The 16,811-nt window shown below is 72.9% G+C and carries 17 protein-coding genes and 1 pseudogene; 9 read left to right on the top strand and 9 right to left on the bottom strand.

All coding sequences use genetic code 11. The annotated features are described in order from the left end of the window. Positions 1-134: 134 nt before the first annotated feature. The gene (locus tag IH80_RS0120375; protein WP_030962272.1) at positions 135-4,721 is read left to right on the top strand and encodes a hypothetical protein; all 4,587 of its coding nucleotides are present in this window, start codon (positions 135-137) and stop codon (positions 4,719-4,721) included. 58 nt (positions 4,722-4,779) lie between these two features. Here IH80_RS0120375 and IH80_RS0120370 read toward each other — a convergent pair whose 3' ends face one another. The 4 genes and pseudogenes from IH80_RS0120370 to IH80_RS0120355 form a co-directional block, all read right to left on the bottom strand. Next, positions 4,780-5,235, bottom strand: a complete 456-nt coding sequence (locus IH80_RS0120370) for an RICIN domain-containing protein (RefSeq protein WP_030962270.1) — start codon at positions 5,233-5,235, stop codon at positions 4,780-4,782. Between the two features lie 163 nt (positions 5,236-5,398). Then, positions 5,399-6,310 carry an AraC family transcriptional regulator gene (locus tag IH80_RS39505; RefSeq protein WP_267883521.1) on the bottom strand — a complete coding sequence of 304 codons (912 nt, stop codon included), beginning with the start codon at positions 6,308-6,310 and terminating at the stop codon, positions 5,399-5,401. Between the two features lie 116 nt (positions 6,311-6,426). Continuing rightward, a pseudogene (locus tag IH80_RS46105) lies at positions 6,427-7,153 on the bottom strand (xanthine dehydrogenase subunit D); the annotation flags it as partial. 41 nt (positions 7,154-7,194) lie between these two features. Further along, entirely contained in the window at positions 7,195-7,428 is a 234-nt protein-coding gene (locus IH80_RS0120355) for a hypothetical protein (RefSeq protein ID WP_030962266.1), read from the bottom strand. Positions 7,429-7,789: 361 nt separating this feature from the next. Between IH80_RS0120355 and IH80_RS39500 the strand changes: the two genes are divergently transcribed. Continuing rightward, on the top strand, positions 7,790-8,398 hold the full coding sequence (locus IH80_RS39500) for a ferredoxin (protein ID WP_234432308.1): 609 nt from the start codon (positions 7,790-7,792) through the stop codon (positions 8,396-8,398). A gap of 78 nt (positions 8,399-8,476) precedes the next feature. Here the strand turns inward: IH80_RS39500 and IH80_RS0120345 are convergent, their stop codons facing one another. Next, positions 8,477-8,746, bottom strand: coding sequence for a hypothetical protein (locus IH80_RS0120345; RefSeq protein WP_030962263.1), 270 nt, complete (start codon positions 8,744-8,746; stop codon positions 8,477-8,479). Positions 8,747-10,221: 1,475 nt separating this feature from the next. Between IH80_RS0120345 and IH80_RS44800 the strand changes: the two genes are divergently transcribed. The 5 genes from IH80_RS44800 to IH80_RS0120315 all read left to right on the top strand — a co-directional run bounded on the left by IH80_RS44800 (position 10,222) and on the right by IH80_RS0120315 (position 12,361). Then, the gene (locus IH80_RS44800; RefSeq protein WP_030962261.1) at positions 10,222-10,416 is read left to right on the top strand and encodes a hypothetical protein; all 195 of its coding nucleotides are present in this window, start codon (positions 10,222-10,224) and stop codon (positions 10,414-10,416) included. Positions 10,417-10,587: 171 nt separating this feature from the next. After that, on the top strand, positions 10,588-11,073 hold the full coding sequence (locus tag IH80_RS0120330; protein ID WP_030962259.1) for a DUF2975 domain-containing protein: 486 nt from the start codon (positions 10,588-10,590) through the stop codon (positions 11,071-11,073). Then, positions 11,073-11,309, top strand: coding sequence for a helix-turn-helix domain-containing protein (locus IH80_RS0120325; RefSeq protein ID WP_030962257.1), 237 nt, complete (start codon positions 11,073-11,075; stop codon positions 11,307-11,309). Before IH80_RS0120330 ends, IH80_RS0120325 begins: the two co-directional genes overlap by 1 nt. A 340-nt stretch (positions 11,310-11,649) precedes the next feature. Beyond that, positions 11,650-11,859 (top strand): hypothetical protein, encoded by a 210-nt coding sequence (locus IH80_RS0120320; protein ID WP_030962256.1) that lies wholly within the window; start codon positions 11,650-11,652, stop codon positions 11,857-11,859. Between the two features lie 214 nt (positions 11,860-12,073). Next, positions 12,074-12,361 carry a hypothetical protein gene (locus IH80_RS0120315; protein WP_030962254.1) on the top strand — a complete coding sequence of 96 codons (288 nt, stop codon included), beginning with the start codon at positions 12,074-12,076 and terminating at the stop codon, positions 12,359-12,361. Positions 12,362-12,378: 17 nt separating this feature from the next. Here IH80_RS0120315 and IH80_RS46100 read toward each other — a convergent pair whose 3' ends face one another. The 3 genes from IH80_RS46100 to IH80_RS0120300 form a co-directional block, all read right to left on the bottom strand. Next, positions 12,379-12,783, bottom strand: a complete 405-nt coding sequence (locus IH80_RS46100; RefSeq protein WP_234432307.1) for a hypothetical protein — start codon at positions 12,781-12,783, stop codon at positions 12,379-12,381. A gap of 55 nt (positions 12,784-12,838) precedes the next feature. Further along, positions 12,839-13,039 (bottom strand): three-helix bundle dimerization domain-containing protein, encoded by a 201-nt coding sequence (locus IH80_RS0120305; protein ID WP_051809602.1) that lies wholly within the window; start codon positions 13,037-13,039, stop codon positions 12,839-12,841. Between the two features lie 124 nt (positions 13,040-13,163). Then, the gene (locus tag IH80_RS0120300; protein WP_030962251.1) at positions 13,164-13,577 is read right to left on the bottom strand and encodes a winged helix-turn-helix transcriptional regulator; all 414 of its coding nucleotides are present in this window, start codon (positions 13,575-13,577) and stop codon (positions 13,164-13,166) included. 96 nt (positions 13,578-13,673) lie between these two features. On the opposite strand from IH80_RS0120300, the gene IH80_RS0120295 reads away from it, so the two are divergent. Continuing rightward, entirely contained in the window at positions 13,674-14,081 is a 408-nt protein-coding gene (locus IH80_RS0120295) for a RidA family protein (protein WP_030962249.1), read from the top strand. 84 nt (positions 14,082-14,165) lie between these two features. After that, complete coding sequence (locus IH80_RS0120290; protein WP_420708817.1) at positions 14,166-14,912, top strand: DMT family transporter; 747 nt, start codon at positions 14,166-14,168, stop codon at positions 14,910-14,912. Here the strand turns inward: IH80_RS0120290 and IH80_RS0120285 are convergent. Continuing rightward, positions 14,896-16,776, bottom strand: coding sequence for a methyltransferase (locus IH80_RS0120285; RefSeq protein ID WP_037880565.1), 1,881 nt, complete (start codon positions 16,774-16,776; stop codon positions 14,896-14,898). The genes IH80_RS0120290 and IH80_RS0120285 overlap by 17 nt on opposite strands. Between the last annotated feature and the right edge of the window lie 35 nt (positions 16,777-16,811).

The following is a 16,811-nucleotide window of genomic DNA, read 5'->3' as shown; positions in this document are numbered from 1 at the left end:
CCGGGACCAAAGGCCGGCAGCCACTCCGGTTTCCCTTCGATCATGCACAGATCATAGGGCGCACGCAGTCGACGACTTCGAGGCTGGACTCCCCCCCTTCCTCCGCTGTCGGTGGGGCGTGCCAGGATCGGATCATGAACCTCGTCGTGCCGCTCCCGTCGGACCCCAGCCGCTCCGAGGCCTATGCGGACTGGGCCCGTTCGCACGGGCCGGCCGCGCAGGACGCCGCGCGCGGTGTGCTCGCCGACGTCCGTGAACGGATCTCCCTGGCGTACCCGAAGGCCGGCCGCGCCCTGGACCGGTTGACCGGACTCGCCCACCGGCTCCCTGCGGCCCATCTGCCCTGGTACTGGGACACCGTGGCCCACCGGTTCATGTCCTGGGACACGCGTTCCGCCGCACGGGCCTACACGCTCGCCCGCGCGGCGGAACGGGAGCACGACCTGCCCGTGGACACGGCCTGGCGGCGGCAGAACGTCCTGCTCCTCGCCGGGTCCGGCGCCCTCCCGGTCAAGGAGCTGAGCGGACACCAGGCCTGGCTGGCCACCGTGTTGGACCCGGCCGCCGCGCACGAGGAGTACGTACGGGTCCTGGCGGCATGGGCGGCGTCGCCCGGCGAGCTGCCCGCCGACCTGGCCCGCCGCGTCCGCGCCTCGGCGCGCGCCGCGGGCCTCGGCGGCCCGGAAGAGGCCCGGGTGCTGGCCCGTACGCTCGGCGCCGCGCGCGGGAAGGCCCTGCCGGACACCCTGCTCGACGCGGTCGCCGCGCTGCTCGCCGAGCACCCGCAGGACGACGACGTCCTCGCCGCCCTCCTGGACGTCTTCCCCGAGTCGAAGAACGACGCGGCCGCCTGGCTGCGCGTCCTGCTGCGCTCCGGCGCCGCCGGAGCGGTCACCTCCGGCCGGATCACCCCGGAGGGGGGCCTCGCCGCCTGGCTCGGCCACTACACCCGGTCCTACTCGCACTACCGGGTGCCGTACGGAGGCGTGGCCCGGCAGCCCATGCCGGCGGAACTGTTCGACCTGGTGACCCGGTTCGCGCCCCGGCTGCGTGCCGCCGAGACCCCGGTCACGCTGCACGAGGACCGCTGGCGCTGGCCCGGCCTCGACGCGGACCTCCTCGACCTCTGCCTCGCCGAGGGGCTCGCCGTCGTCGATCCGGGGGAGAACATCCGGCTGACTTTCTGGGGCGACGGCTCGCGCCGCGACCTCAAGGCCCTCGCCGCGGACCCGGTGTTCGGGCCGCGGCTGGAGGGCACCGTGCACGCCGGGCTGCGCGGAGGCGGCACCGCCATCACCCGGCTCCCGGAGAATCCGGGCATCGCCGCCGAGGTGCACACCCGCGTCGAGCGGCTGCTCGGGGCCCTGACCGACGGCGGCCTCGCCGCCGCCGACGAGGCCGTGGAGGAACTGGCCGAGCTGCTGGACCGGCCCACGGCCACCGCCCTGGACGGCATCGACGAGGCCCTCGCAGCCCTCGACGTGACCGGACCGCTCGCCCGGGCGCTGCGCGCCGGCCTCCCCGAGGAACTGGGCTGGCCGGCCCTGGAGGAGGCCCTCGCGGCACTTGCGCCCGAGGACGTCGCCGGGGTCACGTGCACCTGGCCGGTCCTGACGGTCTACGGCAGCTCGAAGGCCGTGGCCGTCGCACCCGGCGCCGTCCGCGCCTCCACCGGCTTCACCCTTCCCGAAGACGCGGCCCACCACTGCGTCCATTACGTGGGCGGGCAGTTCCTGGTCAGCTGGTCCACCGACCCCGACCACGCCTTCGCCGGGTCGGCCTTCTGGTCCGACCGCCCCGAGGAGGTCTTCGTACCGGCGCAGAGCTACGGTCTGCGCCCGTACGGCGGCAGCATCCAGGGCGGCCTCGGCTACCAGTTCGAGACCCGGGACGGCGGCGGCCGCCACGACGGGGAGCGCGTCCTGCGCCCCGGCGGCCGTGAGGGCATCGACCACTACGACTTCCAGATGGGCGACGGCACCCACGTGTGGAGCTCCAAGGTCTTCGCGGGCCGCAAGGGCTGGGCCCGGGTGGATCCGGTGACGGGCGAGCGCGCCGCCGAACACACGCTGCCGGCGTTCCACGACGCGGCCGATCTGCCCGAGGGCACGGCCTTCTTCGGTGACCAGCTGACGCTCGCCGCGCTCCCGGCGGACGCCCCGCCGTCTCCCCTGGGCCAGGACGGCGCCCTCACCGGCTGCCGGGTGCTGCACCGCACCCCGTACGCGGGCCCCTCACCGACCGAATTCGTGCTCGAAGGCATCGACGGCCGCCGCGCCCGCTACCGCAGCCGGCGCCCGGGCCGCCGGCCCTGGGGCATCATCCGCCTGCCGCAGGGTGGCGAGGACGCCGTGCTGGCGGGCGAGACGGCCATCCGCTGCCATGCCGCCGAGGACAACTCGCTGCTCTGGGAGGTCCACGGCTTCCCCGCTCCGGACGCGTCGCGGCGGGCCAGGCCGTCGGGCCACAGCGTGGGCCCGTACCCGCCCCCCGCCTTCTGGCACTTCCTCGCACCGCGCGACCCGGCCGCCTCCGAGACGCTGCGCGCGCTCGGGGACGAGACCGTGCGCGCCCTCCTCGACGCGGCCGTGCGGAGGTCCGACCACGGCTCCCTGCGCGACCGTGTCGCCCGGCTGCTGCCCGGGGTGTCCGATGCGAAGGTGGTGGACGGTGTCGTGCGGGCCGCACAGCTCGCGGCCGACGTGCTGCGGCGCCGTGAGGAGCTCTCCCGCCGTGTCGGCATCATGCGGGCGGGCCCCGCGGTCGAACTCCGCTCCCCCGTCCCCGACACGGCGCTCGCCCCTGCGCTGAACGGGCTGCTGCCGCATGTCCGCCCGTACGGGGCCTACGTACCCGGAGCGCACCCCGCGACCCTGACGGCCGTCGCCGCCGAGGGCCGCCATCTGCGCGGCGAGATCGACGACGAGGCGAGACTGCTGGCCCTGCCGGCGACCCCGGCGCCCTGGACCGCGCTGCTGGGCTCCATCGACGCCGTGGCGTGGCGCGCCACCGTCCGCACCACCTCCGAGGAGGACCGCACGGCCCTCGCGGCACTGCTGGAGACGTGGGCGGACCAGCCGTTCGCCGCGCGCGGCGGACGCTGGCGCACGGGCGCCGGGACCGACGGGAACGGCCGTTACGCGGGCGCCCCCTCCGTACGGCCTGCCGCCGACGGGTCTGCGGACGGCGCGGCCGACGGGCGAGCCGACGGCGCGGTCCGCACCGTCGACCGGGACGACGCGGGGCGGCTGCCCGTACTGCTGGCCCTGGTGGCGGAGCGCGGCCCCCTCGCGCTGTCGCCGGAGGCGGTCGAGGTGTTCGTCCGGCGTACGGGTGTGCGGCGGGCGATCGCCACGCTGGTGCTGGGCGGACTGCCGCAGCATGACGACCGCGACGCGCACCTCAAGGCGCTCAGGACTGCGCCGTACAAGGCGAACAAGGCGATGGCCCAGGAGTACGACCGGCTGTGTCAGCGTCTCGGCGACAGCGGCTGCCGGGCCGTGCTCGCCGCGGGTGTCCCGCAGGATCCCGCCGAGTTGTGGGAGCCGGGCGGCATGACCGCGGCCGCCGGGCGGATGGCCGACGCGTGGGCGGGGCTGCTGGGCGCCACCGAGTACATCGACGAGGACCTCATCGCCGCCCTGGAGGCGGATCTGGGGCTGGGGGCCGGCTGGGCCCTCGCCCTGACCGGGGGCCCGGAGGCCGCCGGCCGGTACGTGCCCGGCGCCGCGGGCGTGCTGGTCGGCGCCAACAACGGCGGGCTGGCCCTGCACCACGCCGAGGCCGACGGCAGCGCCGGCCGTCCTGTCTTCGTACAGCATCCGGTGCACGCGGCCCCGGCATCGGCCGTGGCCTGGGCGCTGACCGAACTCCCGGTCGGCGATCCGGCCGCCGTCGGCGCCGCCGCGGTGCACGCCGCGCTGCGGGCCCGGATGGACGACCCGCGCACCTTGATCCCACTCGGCTGGCACTTCGCGCTGGGCCGGGCCGTGCCCGAGGATCCCGCCTTCGGCCCGTACGAGGGCGTCGTGCTGCCCTGTCCGGAGCCCCTGTACCGGGAGGACACCGTGCCTTCCACCGCCCACGACGACGGGGTGTTCGTGGTGTCGGTGCCCGGCAGGGACGTGTTCCTGCGGCCCGCCGCGCTCGCCGACCCGGCCGGGGTCGAGCGGGCCGAACGGCTGTGCGCGGAGCTGGGTCTGTCCGGGTTGCTGGCCGCGGTCCGCCGGATCCAGGTGGTCCGCGGCGAGGGCCCGGACCGGATGCTCGCCCGCGCCGCCGACACTCCGGTCCCGCCGGGCGGATACGAGCTGAACCCGGCCCTGAGCGTCCCGGAGCTGGTGGCCGAGGCGGGGTCGACCCTCGGCGTGGGTGCCGACGCAGCCGCGTTCTACCTGCAGTTGCTGGCGCTGGCCCGGCCCACCGACCAGAACGTGCGCCGCTGGAACGGCTGGAGCCCCGCCCGGCACAAGGCGGCTCAGGCGGAGCTGGTGGCGGCGGGTGCGGTGGAGACCGGACGGCGGGCGCGGGCGGGCCGGACGGCGTTCGTTCCGGGCCCGTGGACCGAGCTCAAGGCGCCGCACCTGCCGCTCGAAACCGCCAAGCTCGCCCCGTACGCGGTCTGCCTCGGCCGGTCGGAGCCGGAGATGCCGTTCCTGCGGCTGCTGTCCCCGGTCCCGCCGCACGAACTGTTCGCGGAGGCCTGGCGCGCGGCCCGCTAGCGGGACCGATGCCCGCCCCCCGGGGGGGCGGGCATCGGTCCCGTTCACGATCCGGGGATCAGCTCCACTTCTGGTAGCTGCCGGAGTTCGACGGACGCGTGTACACGTTCTGGGCGGCGTTGCTGTCCAGGTAGTAGCCGGTCGCGACGTTCTTCAGCCGGTAGACACCGCCGCTGTTGGAGATGACCCACTTCTGGTAGCTGCCACCGTTGCAGGCGTGCGTGTAGACGCTCTGGGCGGCGTTGCTGTCCAGACAGAAGCCCGTTGCCTGGTTCTTGAGGGTGTAGCCGCCGCTGACCGCGGTCACGGTCCACTTCTGGTAGGCACCGGAGTTGCAGCCGTGCGTGTAGACGCTGCGGGCGGCATTGCTGTCCAGGCAGAAGCCGGTGGCGACGTTCTTGAACTGCTCGGTCCCGGGCACGGCCGCCTGCGCCGGCGAAGAGAGGGCCATGACCCCGGCACCGGCGACGACCACGGACGACAAGACGGTGGCAAGAGACTTACGGGTGAACACGTCGGTTCCTTTCGTCTGATGATCGGCAGGCCGTCCCGCCCCGTGTGGTGCGTCGGTGCGGGTGACGGCCTGCACTCAGCATCGCCTTGGGTGCAGATGACAGCTATCCGCTATCGGCGGAGGCGCGAGCACGTTTCCGGATAGCGCGGACCGCGAGGATGGATCAGTCGGATCCGCGTACGGTGCGCAGGGTCTGCGAGGGCGTCTCCCCGTAGGCGGCCCGGTAGTGGCCGGTGAACCTGCCGAGGTGGGTGAAGCCCCACCGCAGCGCCACATCGGTGACGTTGTGCGCCGCCCGGCCGTCGTCCGCGGCCAGCAGGTCGCGCCGTACGAGGCCCAGCCGGACGCCGCGCAGGTACGCCGACGGGGTGGTGTCCAGGTACCGCCGGAACCCTTCTCGCAGACTCCGCACGCTGACACCGGCCGCGCGCGCCATGTCGGCCGCCGATATCGGCTCGTCGGCGTGCTCGGAACAGAAGTCCCTGGCGCGGCGGACCGCACGCGGCACGGCGGCGGTTCCCCGGCCGGCCACCGCCTCGCTCAACGTGTGGGGCTGGACGTCCAGCAGCCCGTTCACCAGCAGTTGCTCGAAGTGGCCCGTGGCCAGGGGCGAACGGGCCGCCAGGCCCGAGTCGGCGAAGTCGGCGAGCTGCCCCACCAACTCCAGCCACCCCTGCACCGGGGCCGCCGTATGGTCCAGGACGGGCTCGAAGGACAACGGCTCGTGCGGCGGCTCGCCCAGCCGGACGGTGAGGGCGTCGTCGACCGCTGCCCTCGGGATGATCAGGATGCGGTTGACCCTGCCCCGGTTCCGGCCCGTCGAGCCCCTCTGCTCCGGTCCCACGGCGCCGAGAGCGGAGAAGAGTCCCTTTCGGTTCATGGCGACGGCACCGGCACCGGCGATCGGGATGTGCACGTCGTAGAAGTCCAGCGGCTCGGCCGACGTGACGGCGGTCTCCGCCCCGTGACCCCGTTCGTACAGCACCACCGATCCTTGATGTACGCAGCGGAAGCGGCCCCCCTTGGCCCCTTGCTTCCGCGCGCCAACCCACGTGTTCTCAACAGAATGTGACATGGTCTCCGGTCCCCCGTCCGATGGCCTGCCGCCCCATCCTGGCATGCGTTCGACGGGGATCCCGGCCGCCGCGGTCCGGCTGGCCGGTAGGCCCCGCACCGCTACCACCGGGGCCGTCAGAGGACGCCTGAGGTGCTCCGGCGGTCGGGGGCCCTGTCGGGCTCCCGTCCGGTTGCGTTCCGGATCGGCGCGAGGCGCGGCAGCGGGGAACGCCGCGAGGACGGCCGGGGCGGACTACGGGGTCGGGCCTCGCCGATGCCGCGTACCCCGCATGGCGCGTGGGGCTCGGCCAGTTCGAGTGGTCGACGGGGATGGCCCGGGCGTCGAGGATCGTGGGGAGCAGGTGGTCCGTGAAGGAGGGGTTGCGCACCCTCGCGGTCCGCTGCCGCCCGGTGCACGGCGAAGGCCCAGCGGACGTGGCCGTTGCCCTGACCGGTGACCCGTTCGAAGGGCTCGGTGGACAAGTACCACCATTCCGCTTCGACTTCCACGACCTCGTCTCCCCGTGCGTCCACGATGGTGGACAGGGCCTCGCCGTCGGCGGTGACGACCTTGCGGCCCTGCAGGAAAAGTCCGGCGGACGCCCGCGCCGGCTGCCGACCGCCGAAGCGGCGCCGGCCGATCCCGCCCGGGTGTCGGCCGGGTGGATGGGTGCGGGCGTTCTGCGCGAGATGGCGACAGCCGCGTAGCCGAGGCCGCGGAGGAAGCCGTCGCCGTGCGGGGGTGTTCGACAGGCCGCCGGGCAGCGCACGCAGGTCGGCCGCACCGCCGGACGGTCTCCCACCGGCGCCGCGGCAGCAGCGGGCGGGCCGTGACCGCGCGGAGGAGTTCGGCGCGGGGTGCGACCCGCGACGGCGCGTTGGGCCACTCCCTGCGCTGCGTGATCAGGTCACGCTCATACCCCGCTCGGGCCACACACCCCGTTCAGTGTGCAGTGCGTTGAGCTTCCGCGAGGTCTTCAGAAACGTGTAGTCGACCTGTTCGTCCTGGACCGTCGAGGTGCAGGACGCCTTGTCCATGGTCAGTCGTCGCTCGACGTGGTCGGGGTCATCACCGAACTCGTATTCCACGCGCTCTTCGGTCTCCGAGATCTTCCGGAAATACACGATCGCGGCCATGCGCCATTCCCTTTCGGAGCCTTCGCGCTTGTCCGGTGGTCCGGAGTGCCCCATGCCAGGCGGTCCCGCCAAACGTCTTCCCGTCATAGCGTCAACGCCCGCCACAGCGCCCACGTTCCCCGGCCCACCCGTTCCGCTCCTTGAGAAGTGCCTGGTTCGGCTGCGGCTTTCACCGTCGTTGCCGCGGCAGCAGCGAGGGGCGCAGCTTGCCGTTATCACGGCACGGGATCCGAGTGGCGGTGCATGCAGAAGCGGCGCAGGTCGGTCCTGGGCGCATCAGTCCGGGCTGCACCCGCTGCTGCCCGGTCTCGGTCCGGGCGGCCTCCCCTTCCCGCCCGCGCCGTCTGACAGGATGCGGAACATGAGCTACTGGGACCCCCTGCCGTCCGTTCGGGCCGCGGAGAGCGGGCCGCTGCCCGCGCCGGACGGCGGCACGTGGCTGCCCTCCCCGAAGTTCCGCGGCCGCTGGCGGAACCCCCGACCCGAGCGCTGGGCGGAGCGCGACTGGCGCAACGTGCCGGGGCCGTTCTACGGGGCCGGAACCGACAACTGCTGGATGGGCCGGCTGATCGCCCCTGCGCACGTGCTCTACGACGACGAGCGGGGCGCCGAGTTCGTCTACCGGCAGCCCCGTGACGCGGCGCAGTCGCTGGCACTGCTGGGCGCGGTCGCGCAGGACCCGATGGTCGGGTACGCCTGCGACGGTGACGACCACTGGACCCCGGAACTCGTTCGCGACTGGTGGAGGGACCGCGGCCGGGTACGGGAGTGGGCCGCGGCCCTGGACCGTACGTGGTCGGTCTCGGACCGGCAGGTGGAACGCGAGGCGGCCGGCGGGGCCCGGGAGTACGTCACGTACATCGACGGAGGCCTCGCGCAGGACCTCCGCCACTACCTCTTCTGGCTGTCCGAAGGCCGCCCGGCCGGCCCCGGCGAATCCCTCCCGGCCCTCACCCCGCCCGGGGCCTGACAAAGGAGCCAGGCCGCAGGGCGCAGGGCAGCGCCGTGGCGTCCCGGGGCACAGGGTCCACCGGTCGTGTCGCAGCGCTCAGCCGGCACACCTGCAGCTGCGGACGGCGTCCGCTGCGATCGCCGCCAGTGCGATCGAGACGGTCGCCCACGTGACGTCGCCCTGCGTGTTACCGGTCGCGATCCATGCGCCGAGGCCCGCGCCGGTGACCGTGCCCAGCCTCGACGTGAGGTGGCTGTCCTTCACCAGCTTGCTCACCGGTGGAACGGGAAGAGTCACCCGCCGCCAGCGAGGAGCGGACTCAGGGGCGTTGGGCGCGGGGACGTCGAGCTGATCGTCGAAGGACATGAGGGTTCCTCTTTCCGCTGGTCGGTGACGGCGCAGGGCCACTGAAGGGGCGCCTGCTGCAACTCCACCAAACTGCGGAACCAGGACCGGTATTCTTGGCCTAAGCGGGACAACCAGGGATTACTGGGGGGTAGTCAATGCCTCGTTCGCGTCCGTTGGATCCATCCAAACCGCTGGAGGCGTTCGCCGCCGACCTGCGCCGACTGCGGGACTCCGCTCCACCGCGGGAGTACAGAACAGGCGTTCCTGAGCCCGGCGAGGGCAGGAAGCCCGAGAGCTTTCAGATGCCCGCGCCCTTCGGTGTCGACCAAGTGGTTGCGAAGTACGGTGTGGGCCGGTCGAGTGTCTACGCCGCGCTCAGTGCCAGGCGTCTTCCGTCCGTCACTGTTCTGCGGGCCATGGTTCTGGCGTGGTCACCCGTGGGTGAGGCGGCGATGTCCGACTGGATGAACAGGCGGCGCGAAGTCGAAGTGGCCCTGGCTACACCATCCTCCTCGCCTGCGGCCGAGACGTCACCTGCTCGAAGCTCGGATGAGGAGGGCGCGCAGCGCGCACGACCGACCGTGCTTCGCCCCCCTCCGGAGACCGCAGCACTGCCCTCACCGGATCCGACGTCGTCCGCGGTCGCCCCAGCCGCCATCACGAACGAGGTCAGAGAGCTCCACCGGGCAGCCGGCAGCCCCTCTGTGCGGGCCATCAGTGCGGCCATTCTCGCCGACCCGCGCAGCGTCGACATCAGTCCGGAGACGGTACGGCGAGTCGTCGCGGGTACGAGTGCGAGACCCGCCAGCGTCTTGTCGGTCGTCAGGGCACTCGCGGACATCGGAGGTCATGACGCTGCTGCGGCCGAGGAGAAGGCGAAGCAGCTCCAGGACCTCGAGGAGCCGTCGGGTGACCAAGGTTCCTCGCAGCGCCCCGCCGTGACGGGAGCGAACGGTGTGGATCTGAGGGGTACCGTCATCTACGGGCTGCAGCTGGCCGGCGGCGACGGGCAGACCATCGATCTGCGCCATGCGGTTCTGCACGACACGGTTGTGTACGCCCGGGACCAGCAGCCAGCAGACGCTCCACATGACCGACAGCCCCGTACAACACGCATCCGTCCACACCAGAGACCAGCAGACGCTCCACATGACCGACAGCCCCGTGGTGGAATTCGATGACCGGACCCGGATGCTCCCTGACGGCCCACGCGCGGAGATCCCCAGGTGACAGAATCCAGGCCCGGCATCGTGGCCGCCTGAACCCGGGGCGACACCACGGTCCGGCGGAGCGGCCCCGCCGGAAAGGTTCAGAAGGGCAGGTCGCACTCCTCGCGCAGCCACCCCTTCACCGACTCCGCCGTCCAGGACCGGTGTCGGCGGGTTGCCCCAGCCCCAGAAGCCCGCGCGGTGGCCCCAGGAGCTGTACGCGGCCGGGGTCGGCGATGGCGTCCGCCGGTACTCCCGTTCACCCGGTTCCGGATCTCGCTGCCGTTGCGGTACCACTTCTGGCGGAGACCGCCGTGGCAGTCCCACATCGCCACCGAACAGGGCGGCGGGGAACTCGGCGAAGACGGCTACGTCTACCTCTACTCGACCGGCTACGGGCGGGGCAACCCGCTCCTGCTGCTGCACCGCAGTGCCTCGACATCCTGGCGGGGCGGCCCGAGATCGGCCAGCTCCTGGTGAGCTGGAGCTGTAACGGCGCGCGGAGCCAGAGCTGGGACTTCTGAACGCTGCCCTGTCCGGTCCGGCACGGCGCATCGGGCGCCGGCCGGGCCGGGCGGCCACCAGACCAGACCTTGCCCGACCTATCGAATTTCGATAGATTTCCATCGCGACTCGATGGGAGGACAGGTCATGGGAAAGCTGGCGGTGCGCGCCCTGTGCGTCGTGCTCGCGGTGGTGTTCGTCGGCACCGTGTTCGTGCAGGCGGCCATGGTGTGGGCGCTGGTCACGCACGAGGTGGAGGGGACGCTCCCACTGACGCCGATGCGCGTGATCGTGATCCTGGGCATGGTGTCGGCGCAGGTGGCGCTGGTGTGCGTAGGGCGGCTGACGGCGATGGTGCGGCGCGGAACCGTGTTCTCCCACGCCGCTTTCCGGTACGTGGACGGCGTGATCGGCTCGATCGTGGCGGCCGCCCTGCTGTGGTTCTCGGTCACGGCCGTCAATGCGCCGGGTCAGCGGGAGGACCCGGGCGTTACGGTGATCATGGGAGGGATCGGCGTCGCCATCCTGGGGGTCGCGCTCATCGTGCTCGTGCTGCGGATGCTGCTCGCCCAGGCCGTCGCTCGCGACGGTGAAGCGGCGCAGATGAGGGCCGAGCTGGACGAGGTGATCTGATGCCCATCGCCGTCGACATCGACGTGATGCTGGCCAGGCGGAAAATGTCCGTGGGTGAGCTCGCGGAACGGGTGGGCATCACGCCCGCCAACCTGGCGGTGCTGAAGAACGGCCGCGCCAAGGCGGTGCGCTTCGCTACGCTCGCGGCGCTCTGCGAGGTCCTCGAATGCCAGCCGGGCGACCTGCTGCGCTGGGAGGCCGAGCACGCCGAGGCGGCCGACCTCTCGGAGCTCTGAGCGCACCGGCGTCGGCGCCTGAGCCCCGGCTGCACACCCGCCGGCTGCGCGCCCGTCGGGTCCGCGCCCGGCCTGCCGCCGCCGGTTTCACCGGCGATGCCGGTTCGGTCGCGCCCGTGAAGGCGCTGCGCCGGGCGGAGCCGGAGGTGAGCCCGCCGGCGGCGGTGGAGCCGCAGAAGGACGCGGTGGACCGTGATGCTTCCCCGGCGGTGCGGCTGGATCGCGTATTCCATCTCGCCTCGCGGTACCCGCGGCCAGCGCCCATGCTGGGAAGCAGGGCACCTTCGGCCTGAGGGCTGTCCTCCCACCGGGCCGAGAGGGCGCCCGAGAGGAGGAAGCCATGCGCATCCGCAGAACGCTGGGCCTCGTCCTGGCCGCAGCGACCCTGGCCGGTGCGGGAGCAGCCGTCGGTACCGCCGGCGCCCAGGCGGCCGCGTCCCCCACCATCACCAGGCAGGAATGCACGGACGCTGGTGGGCAGATCAGGTCCATCCCCTACGGCGGAGACATCTGCACCCTGCCCGACGGAACGAAACAGGAGATCACGTGACGGGGCCCTGCGCCTCGGCGTGACCGCGGTCGCCCGCCGGACACGGCGGCGGCCGCGGGGCCGGCGCGGGGAACGCCGCCCACGGCTCCCCGGCGAGCCGCCACCGACGGGCGACACACCATCAATTTCCGCCACAGCAAGGGGAATCGGCCCTTCACGGGGCTGCGTGAAAGAGGCGCTAGAAACCACCGCCCTCCGAAGTACGCTGACCTGCATGACCGATACCAGCACGAACGACGAACAGGCGTACGTCGATCTGCGTACCCTGACGGACCAGTACATGCAGGCGGTCCGTGCGCGCCTCGCCGAGATCGACTCCCCGCTCACCCGTGAACGCGGCGCCCGGCTGGTCACCGATGAAATGCTCACCGGCGCCAAGGAGGCCAAGCTCATACGCAGTGCCGCCATGGGCGAGTTGAGGCAGGGCCGCACCCTGAAGGAGGTTGCGGAACTGACCGGGCTCTCCGTGCCGCGGGTCGACCAGTTGCTCAGGGCGAAGTGAGCGCGGCCGCGACGGCCTCAGCCGACCGCCCTGCCGACGCCGACGCCCCCGCGGCGGCGTCGGTGAGTAGCGTGCAGGGCGACCGCGGCCATGGCGGTGGCAGTGGCCACGGCGACGGGTCCCGCCGTCTTGAAGCCGTCGCGTGAGCGCCAGGACAGCACCGACCAGCAGGACCGTGCGGACAACAGCGAGCCCAGGCTGAGCCAGGACCCTGCGGAGAGCGCTGAGAGACTGGAGCCGATGGACGCTGCGGAGAGGGCGGAGCCGACCGATCCGACGGACAGCACCGAGCCGACCGATCCGACCGAAAGGACCGATCCGACGGACCCGATGGACAGGATCGAGTCCTTGGAGCAGAGCGAGAGGTAGGACCTGCCGCCGTCCCGGCACCACTGGCTCGCCGCCGCATGCGATGTGGTCACGGCACCCATTCTGTCACGCGGGCCGTCGTCCGCACCGGCTACTCGTCCGCACCGGCTACTCGCCCGAAGGCAGGAGGTCCTGCGCCCTGCGTTCCATCAGCACGGGCAGGTAGGCGCGCACGCGGGCGTACCTGAGCTCCTCGTACGCGGTCTGCACCGAGCTCTGCACCAGGCCGACGTCCACCTGCGGGTGCGACTGCATCAGCCGCTCGGCGACAGCGCGGATGGTCAGTGCGTCCTCTGAATCCGCCAGCACGCGCCTCAGCCTCCCGGTCGCTCACCCTCTCCCCATGTTCGCGGCGAGGCCTTCGGCGGGGAAGTCGATCCTTCCCCCACGGCAGCCCCCTACCGGGGCCCTCCAGCGGCCCTTCCGGGACCGCTCACCGCCCCGTGTCCGGCGAGTCCGCCGTGGCCGCCGCATCCGTTCGGCGGCGAGCGGCCTCGATGTGGCCGAGGTGGCGGTGGGTCCAGTCGCACAGCGCGTCGATCGTCACCCGCAGGGCCTGGCTCGGCTCGGTGAGGGCGTACTCCACCCGTGGCGGCACCACCGGGTACACCGTCCGCTCGATCAGACCGTTGCGCTCCAGCATGCGCAGGTTCTGCGTGAGCATCTTGTGGCTGATGCCCTCGACCTCGTCACGCAGCTCGCTGAAGCGCAGGACCCGCTCCCCCAGGGCCTCGATGATCAGCAGCGCCCATTTGTTGGCGACGTCCGAGAAGATCTCTCGCGCCAGGGAGTCGGCGCGCCGCAGATCCGCGTCGTCCGGCGAGCCGGGGAACTGCTTGGTAACCATTGGGTGCCCCAGTCACTGAAAAGTGCGTTCTTCCACGTCAGCGCTCACTCTCCTACGGTTTCTGAGTAACCGCAAGAGACTCAAGGAGCCACAGCCATGGCCGTCACCCTGATCAACCCCACCGGACTGCCCGAGATCGATGCATACCGGCAGGTCGCCGTTGCGACCGGATCCAAGCTCGTCTTCATCGCCGGACAGGTGTCCTGGGACGCCGAGGGCGTCACGGTCGGCGCGGGCGACCTCGCCGCGCAGGTCGAACAGTGCTACCTGAACGTCGGCATCGCCCTGGCCGGGGCCGGCGCCACCTTCGACGACGTGGCGAAACTGACCGTCCACGTCGTCGACTGGACCCCCGACAAGATGCCCCGGCTCCTGGAGGGGATCGACCGGGCGGCGGCGAAGCTGGGGGTCGGCCCGGTCCCGCCGGCAACGCTGCTGGGCGTGGCGGCCCTGGACGTGCCCGAGCACCTGGTGGAGGTCGAAGCCACTGCGGTCATCGACTGACCGGGGCGCCCGGGCGGCGCGCGGCCGGCCGCCCGGCGCTCCGGCCCGTGGTCCGTGGTCCGGCCCTGGTCAGTCCCCCAGCCGGTGGAGCCAGCCGGCGAGCAACGCTTCGAGCGCCGCGCCTGGCCCTTGGTGGCCGAACGGCCCGGCTTCGCCCACCTGGCGGGCGCGCTGGTCGGGCTGGGCGGGGTGTGTCTCATGCTCCTGGGCGGCACGGACGACATCGGCATGCCCGGCGTCCTGGCGTCGGCCGGGGCGGTGCTGGTGTCGTCGTTCGGTCACATCCTGGCCAAGCGGTGGAACACCACCGGCGCGGCGGCCGACCTCGGTGACGGCGTACTCGCGTCGACCGCCTGGCAGCTCACCGCGGGCGGCCTGCTTCTGCTGCCGGTCGCCGTGGCGGTGGAGGGCGCCCCGCCGCCGGTGTCCCCGTCGGCGTTGCTGGCGTACGGCTACGTGGGCCTGGTCGCCACCGCACTGGCCTTCACGGCCTGGTTCGCCGGGCTCCGCCGCCTGCCCGCCGGCACGGTGGGTCTGATCGGGCTGCTGAATCCGGTCACGGGCGTGCTGCTCGGAACGGTGGTCGCGGGCGAGGTACTGACGGGCCGGCAACTGGGCGGGCTGGCACCCGTACTGGCCGGGGTCGCCTTGGGGCGCCCCGGGCGCACGTCCGGCCCGGGCCACCGGCGTCCGGTCGGTCCGACGCTCCCCGACGAACGGCCGGAGGCGCCGGAGGTACCGGACGATCCGCGCGACCCGGCCGGACCTCCGACGGGTTCACCCGGGGGGTGTTCCGCCGGAGGGCCGCCCCGCGTCAGCTCCGCCGGGTGACCGGATCCGGTACGGCGGCCACGGCGGCCACTGCCGCCTTGCGGGCGTGCAGCACATGCGCGTCCAGCGGCAGGGGGCTGTGGCCGACGAGTTCGAGGCCGGCGTCGGTGAGCAGGCGTGCGTAGTGGTCGGCGCGGCGTTCGCGGCCCCCGACGTTGCAGAGCATGTGCAGGTCCCAGGCGGTGGCCAGCGAGGGGGAACCGTCGGCGGGCAGGAGACGTTCCACCACGAGCAGGTCCGCGTGGGCGGGCATCGCGCGGGCGCAGTGGCGAAGGATCTCGCGGCAGCGGTCGTCGTCCCAGTCGTGCAGGACGCGCGAGAGGACGTAGACGTCGCCGCCGGACGGCACGTCGGCGAAGTCGCCGGCCCGGTAGTCGCAGCGCGCGCCGCAGCCCGCGGCGTCGAGCCGGCGACGGGCGGCTGCGACGGCGTGCGGGCGTTCGAGCAGCGTGCCGCGCAGGCGCGGGTGTGCGGTGAGGATCCGGCCGAGGAGTTCTCCGTTCCCCCCGGCGACGTCGACGACGGTCGCCGGGGCGTGCGCCCGGGCGGCGGCGGTGATGACCGGATGGCCGGGGAGCGGGTGGAACATCCGTGAACTCGCGGCCATGGACTGGTCGAAGAGCGGGCCGAGTTCGGGGTCGCGGGCGAAGTGGTCGAAGTGGCTCTCGCCGAAGAGGTGGTCGAAGGCCGGCTGTCCGGTGCGCACGGCGTGGTCGAGGGCGCCGAAGGAGCGGTAGAAGGGGCCGCCGTACATCAGGGCCAGCGACCGCATCGAACCGGGTGCGTCCGCGCGCAGCAGAGCACCGAGCTCCGTCAGGCGGAATCGTTCCTGCTTGCGGTCCGGCTCCTGGTCCGGCTCCGGGGCCGCCTCCTGATCGGGCTCCGGATCCGGCTCCTGGGCGACGGCGCCGAGCATGGTGAGGTAGCGCAGGAGCGTGGCCAGGCTCCGGGGGTCGGTGCCGGTCAGCCGGGAGAGGTCCTCGGTCCGGTACGCGGTACGCGTGTCCATGACGTCGGGCAGGCCCAGCCGGGCGGAGGCGGCGAGTGCCTGCGTCGTCCAGGCGCCGGTGAGGAGGTGGAGGAGCGTTTCGGCCGGCTGTCGCCCGCCGCGGCGGATCCGGTCGTACGGGTCCTCTGCGCGACCGGGGTGACCGGGGTGGCCCGGGTGGCCCGGGTGGCCCGGGTGGTCGAGATGGGCGGCGAGGGTGTCCCGGTGGTCGCCGCGTGCGTAGAGTTCCAGCCGCCCGTAGTCGCAGGCCGCGTCGGCGGGAAGGGTGAAGTAGAGGACCGTGCCGTCCTCGTGGGGGTTGTAGCCGCCGCCGTCGGGCCTCGCTCCGTGACGGACGAGGATCGCGCACAGGCCGCGCAGGGCCAGCGGCTCCGGGTCCTCGATCTCGAAGGCGAGGTGCGCCTCGTGCTGGTGGGTGCGTTCGTGGGCGGCGATCGGTTCCAGGACCGAGTGCGATGGCACGGTCAGGGCGAACACCTCGACCGCGCGCCGCTGCCCGTGACGGCCGTGCACCTGCGGGCGCAGGATCCGGACGTCGAGCTCCGCGGGGTCGCGCCCGTGGCGCCGGGCGAGGCGTTCCCGGACCACCACGCTGGGGTGGGAGGGGGTGTCGACGGCCAGTCCGCAGAAGGCGAGTTGGGCCCGGAGGCTGTCCGCGTCCGGCGGGAAGAGCAGCAACCCCGCGTGGGCGAACCGGCAGTGCCCGGCCAGCGCCTGCAGGTCCGGGCCACCGAGTCCGGGCAGGAGGAGAGGGAGCAGGGCGGCGCTGTCGTGCTCTCGGACGAACCGCGCCGCCGCGCGCAGGCTGGCGGTGTCGTCAGGAAGCAACGTTTTGTCGGGGAAGGTCGTCGTCATCGTGGGGGGTCCTAGGGCTGGTACGGGGCAGGGCA

Origin of the sequence: Streptomyces sp. NRRL S-378, assembly GCF_000720645.1 — a bacterium.
In the GTDB taxonomy this organism is placed as follows: Bacteria; Actinomycetota; Actinomycetes; order Streptomycetales; family Streptomycetaceae; genus Streptomyces.
The sequence above is the reverse complement of the archived record's forward strand: the minus strand, read 5'-3'. Positions and strand labels throughout refer to the sequence as shown.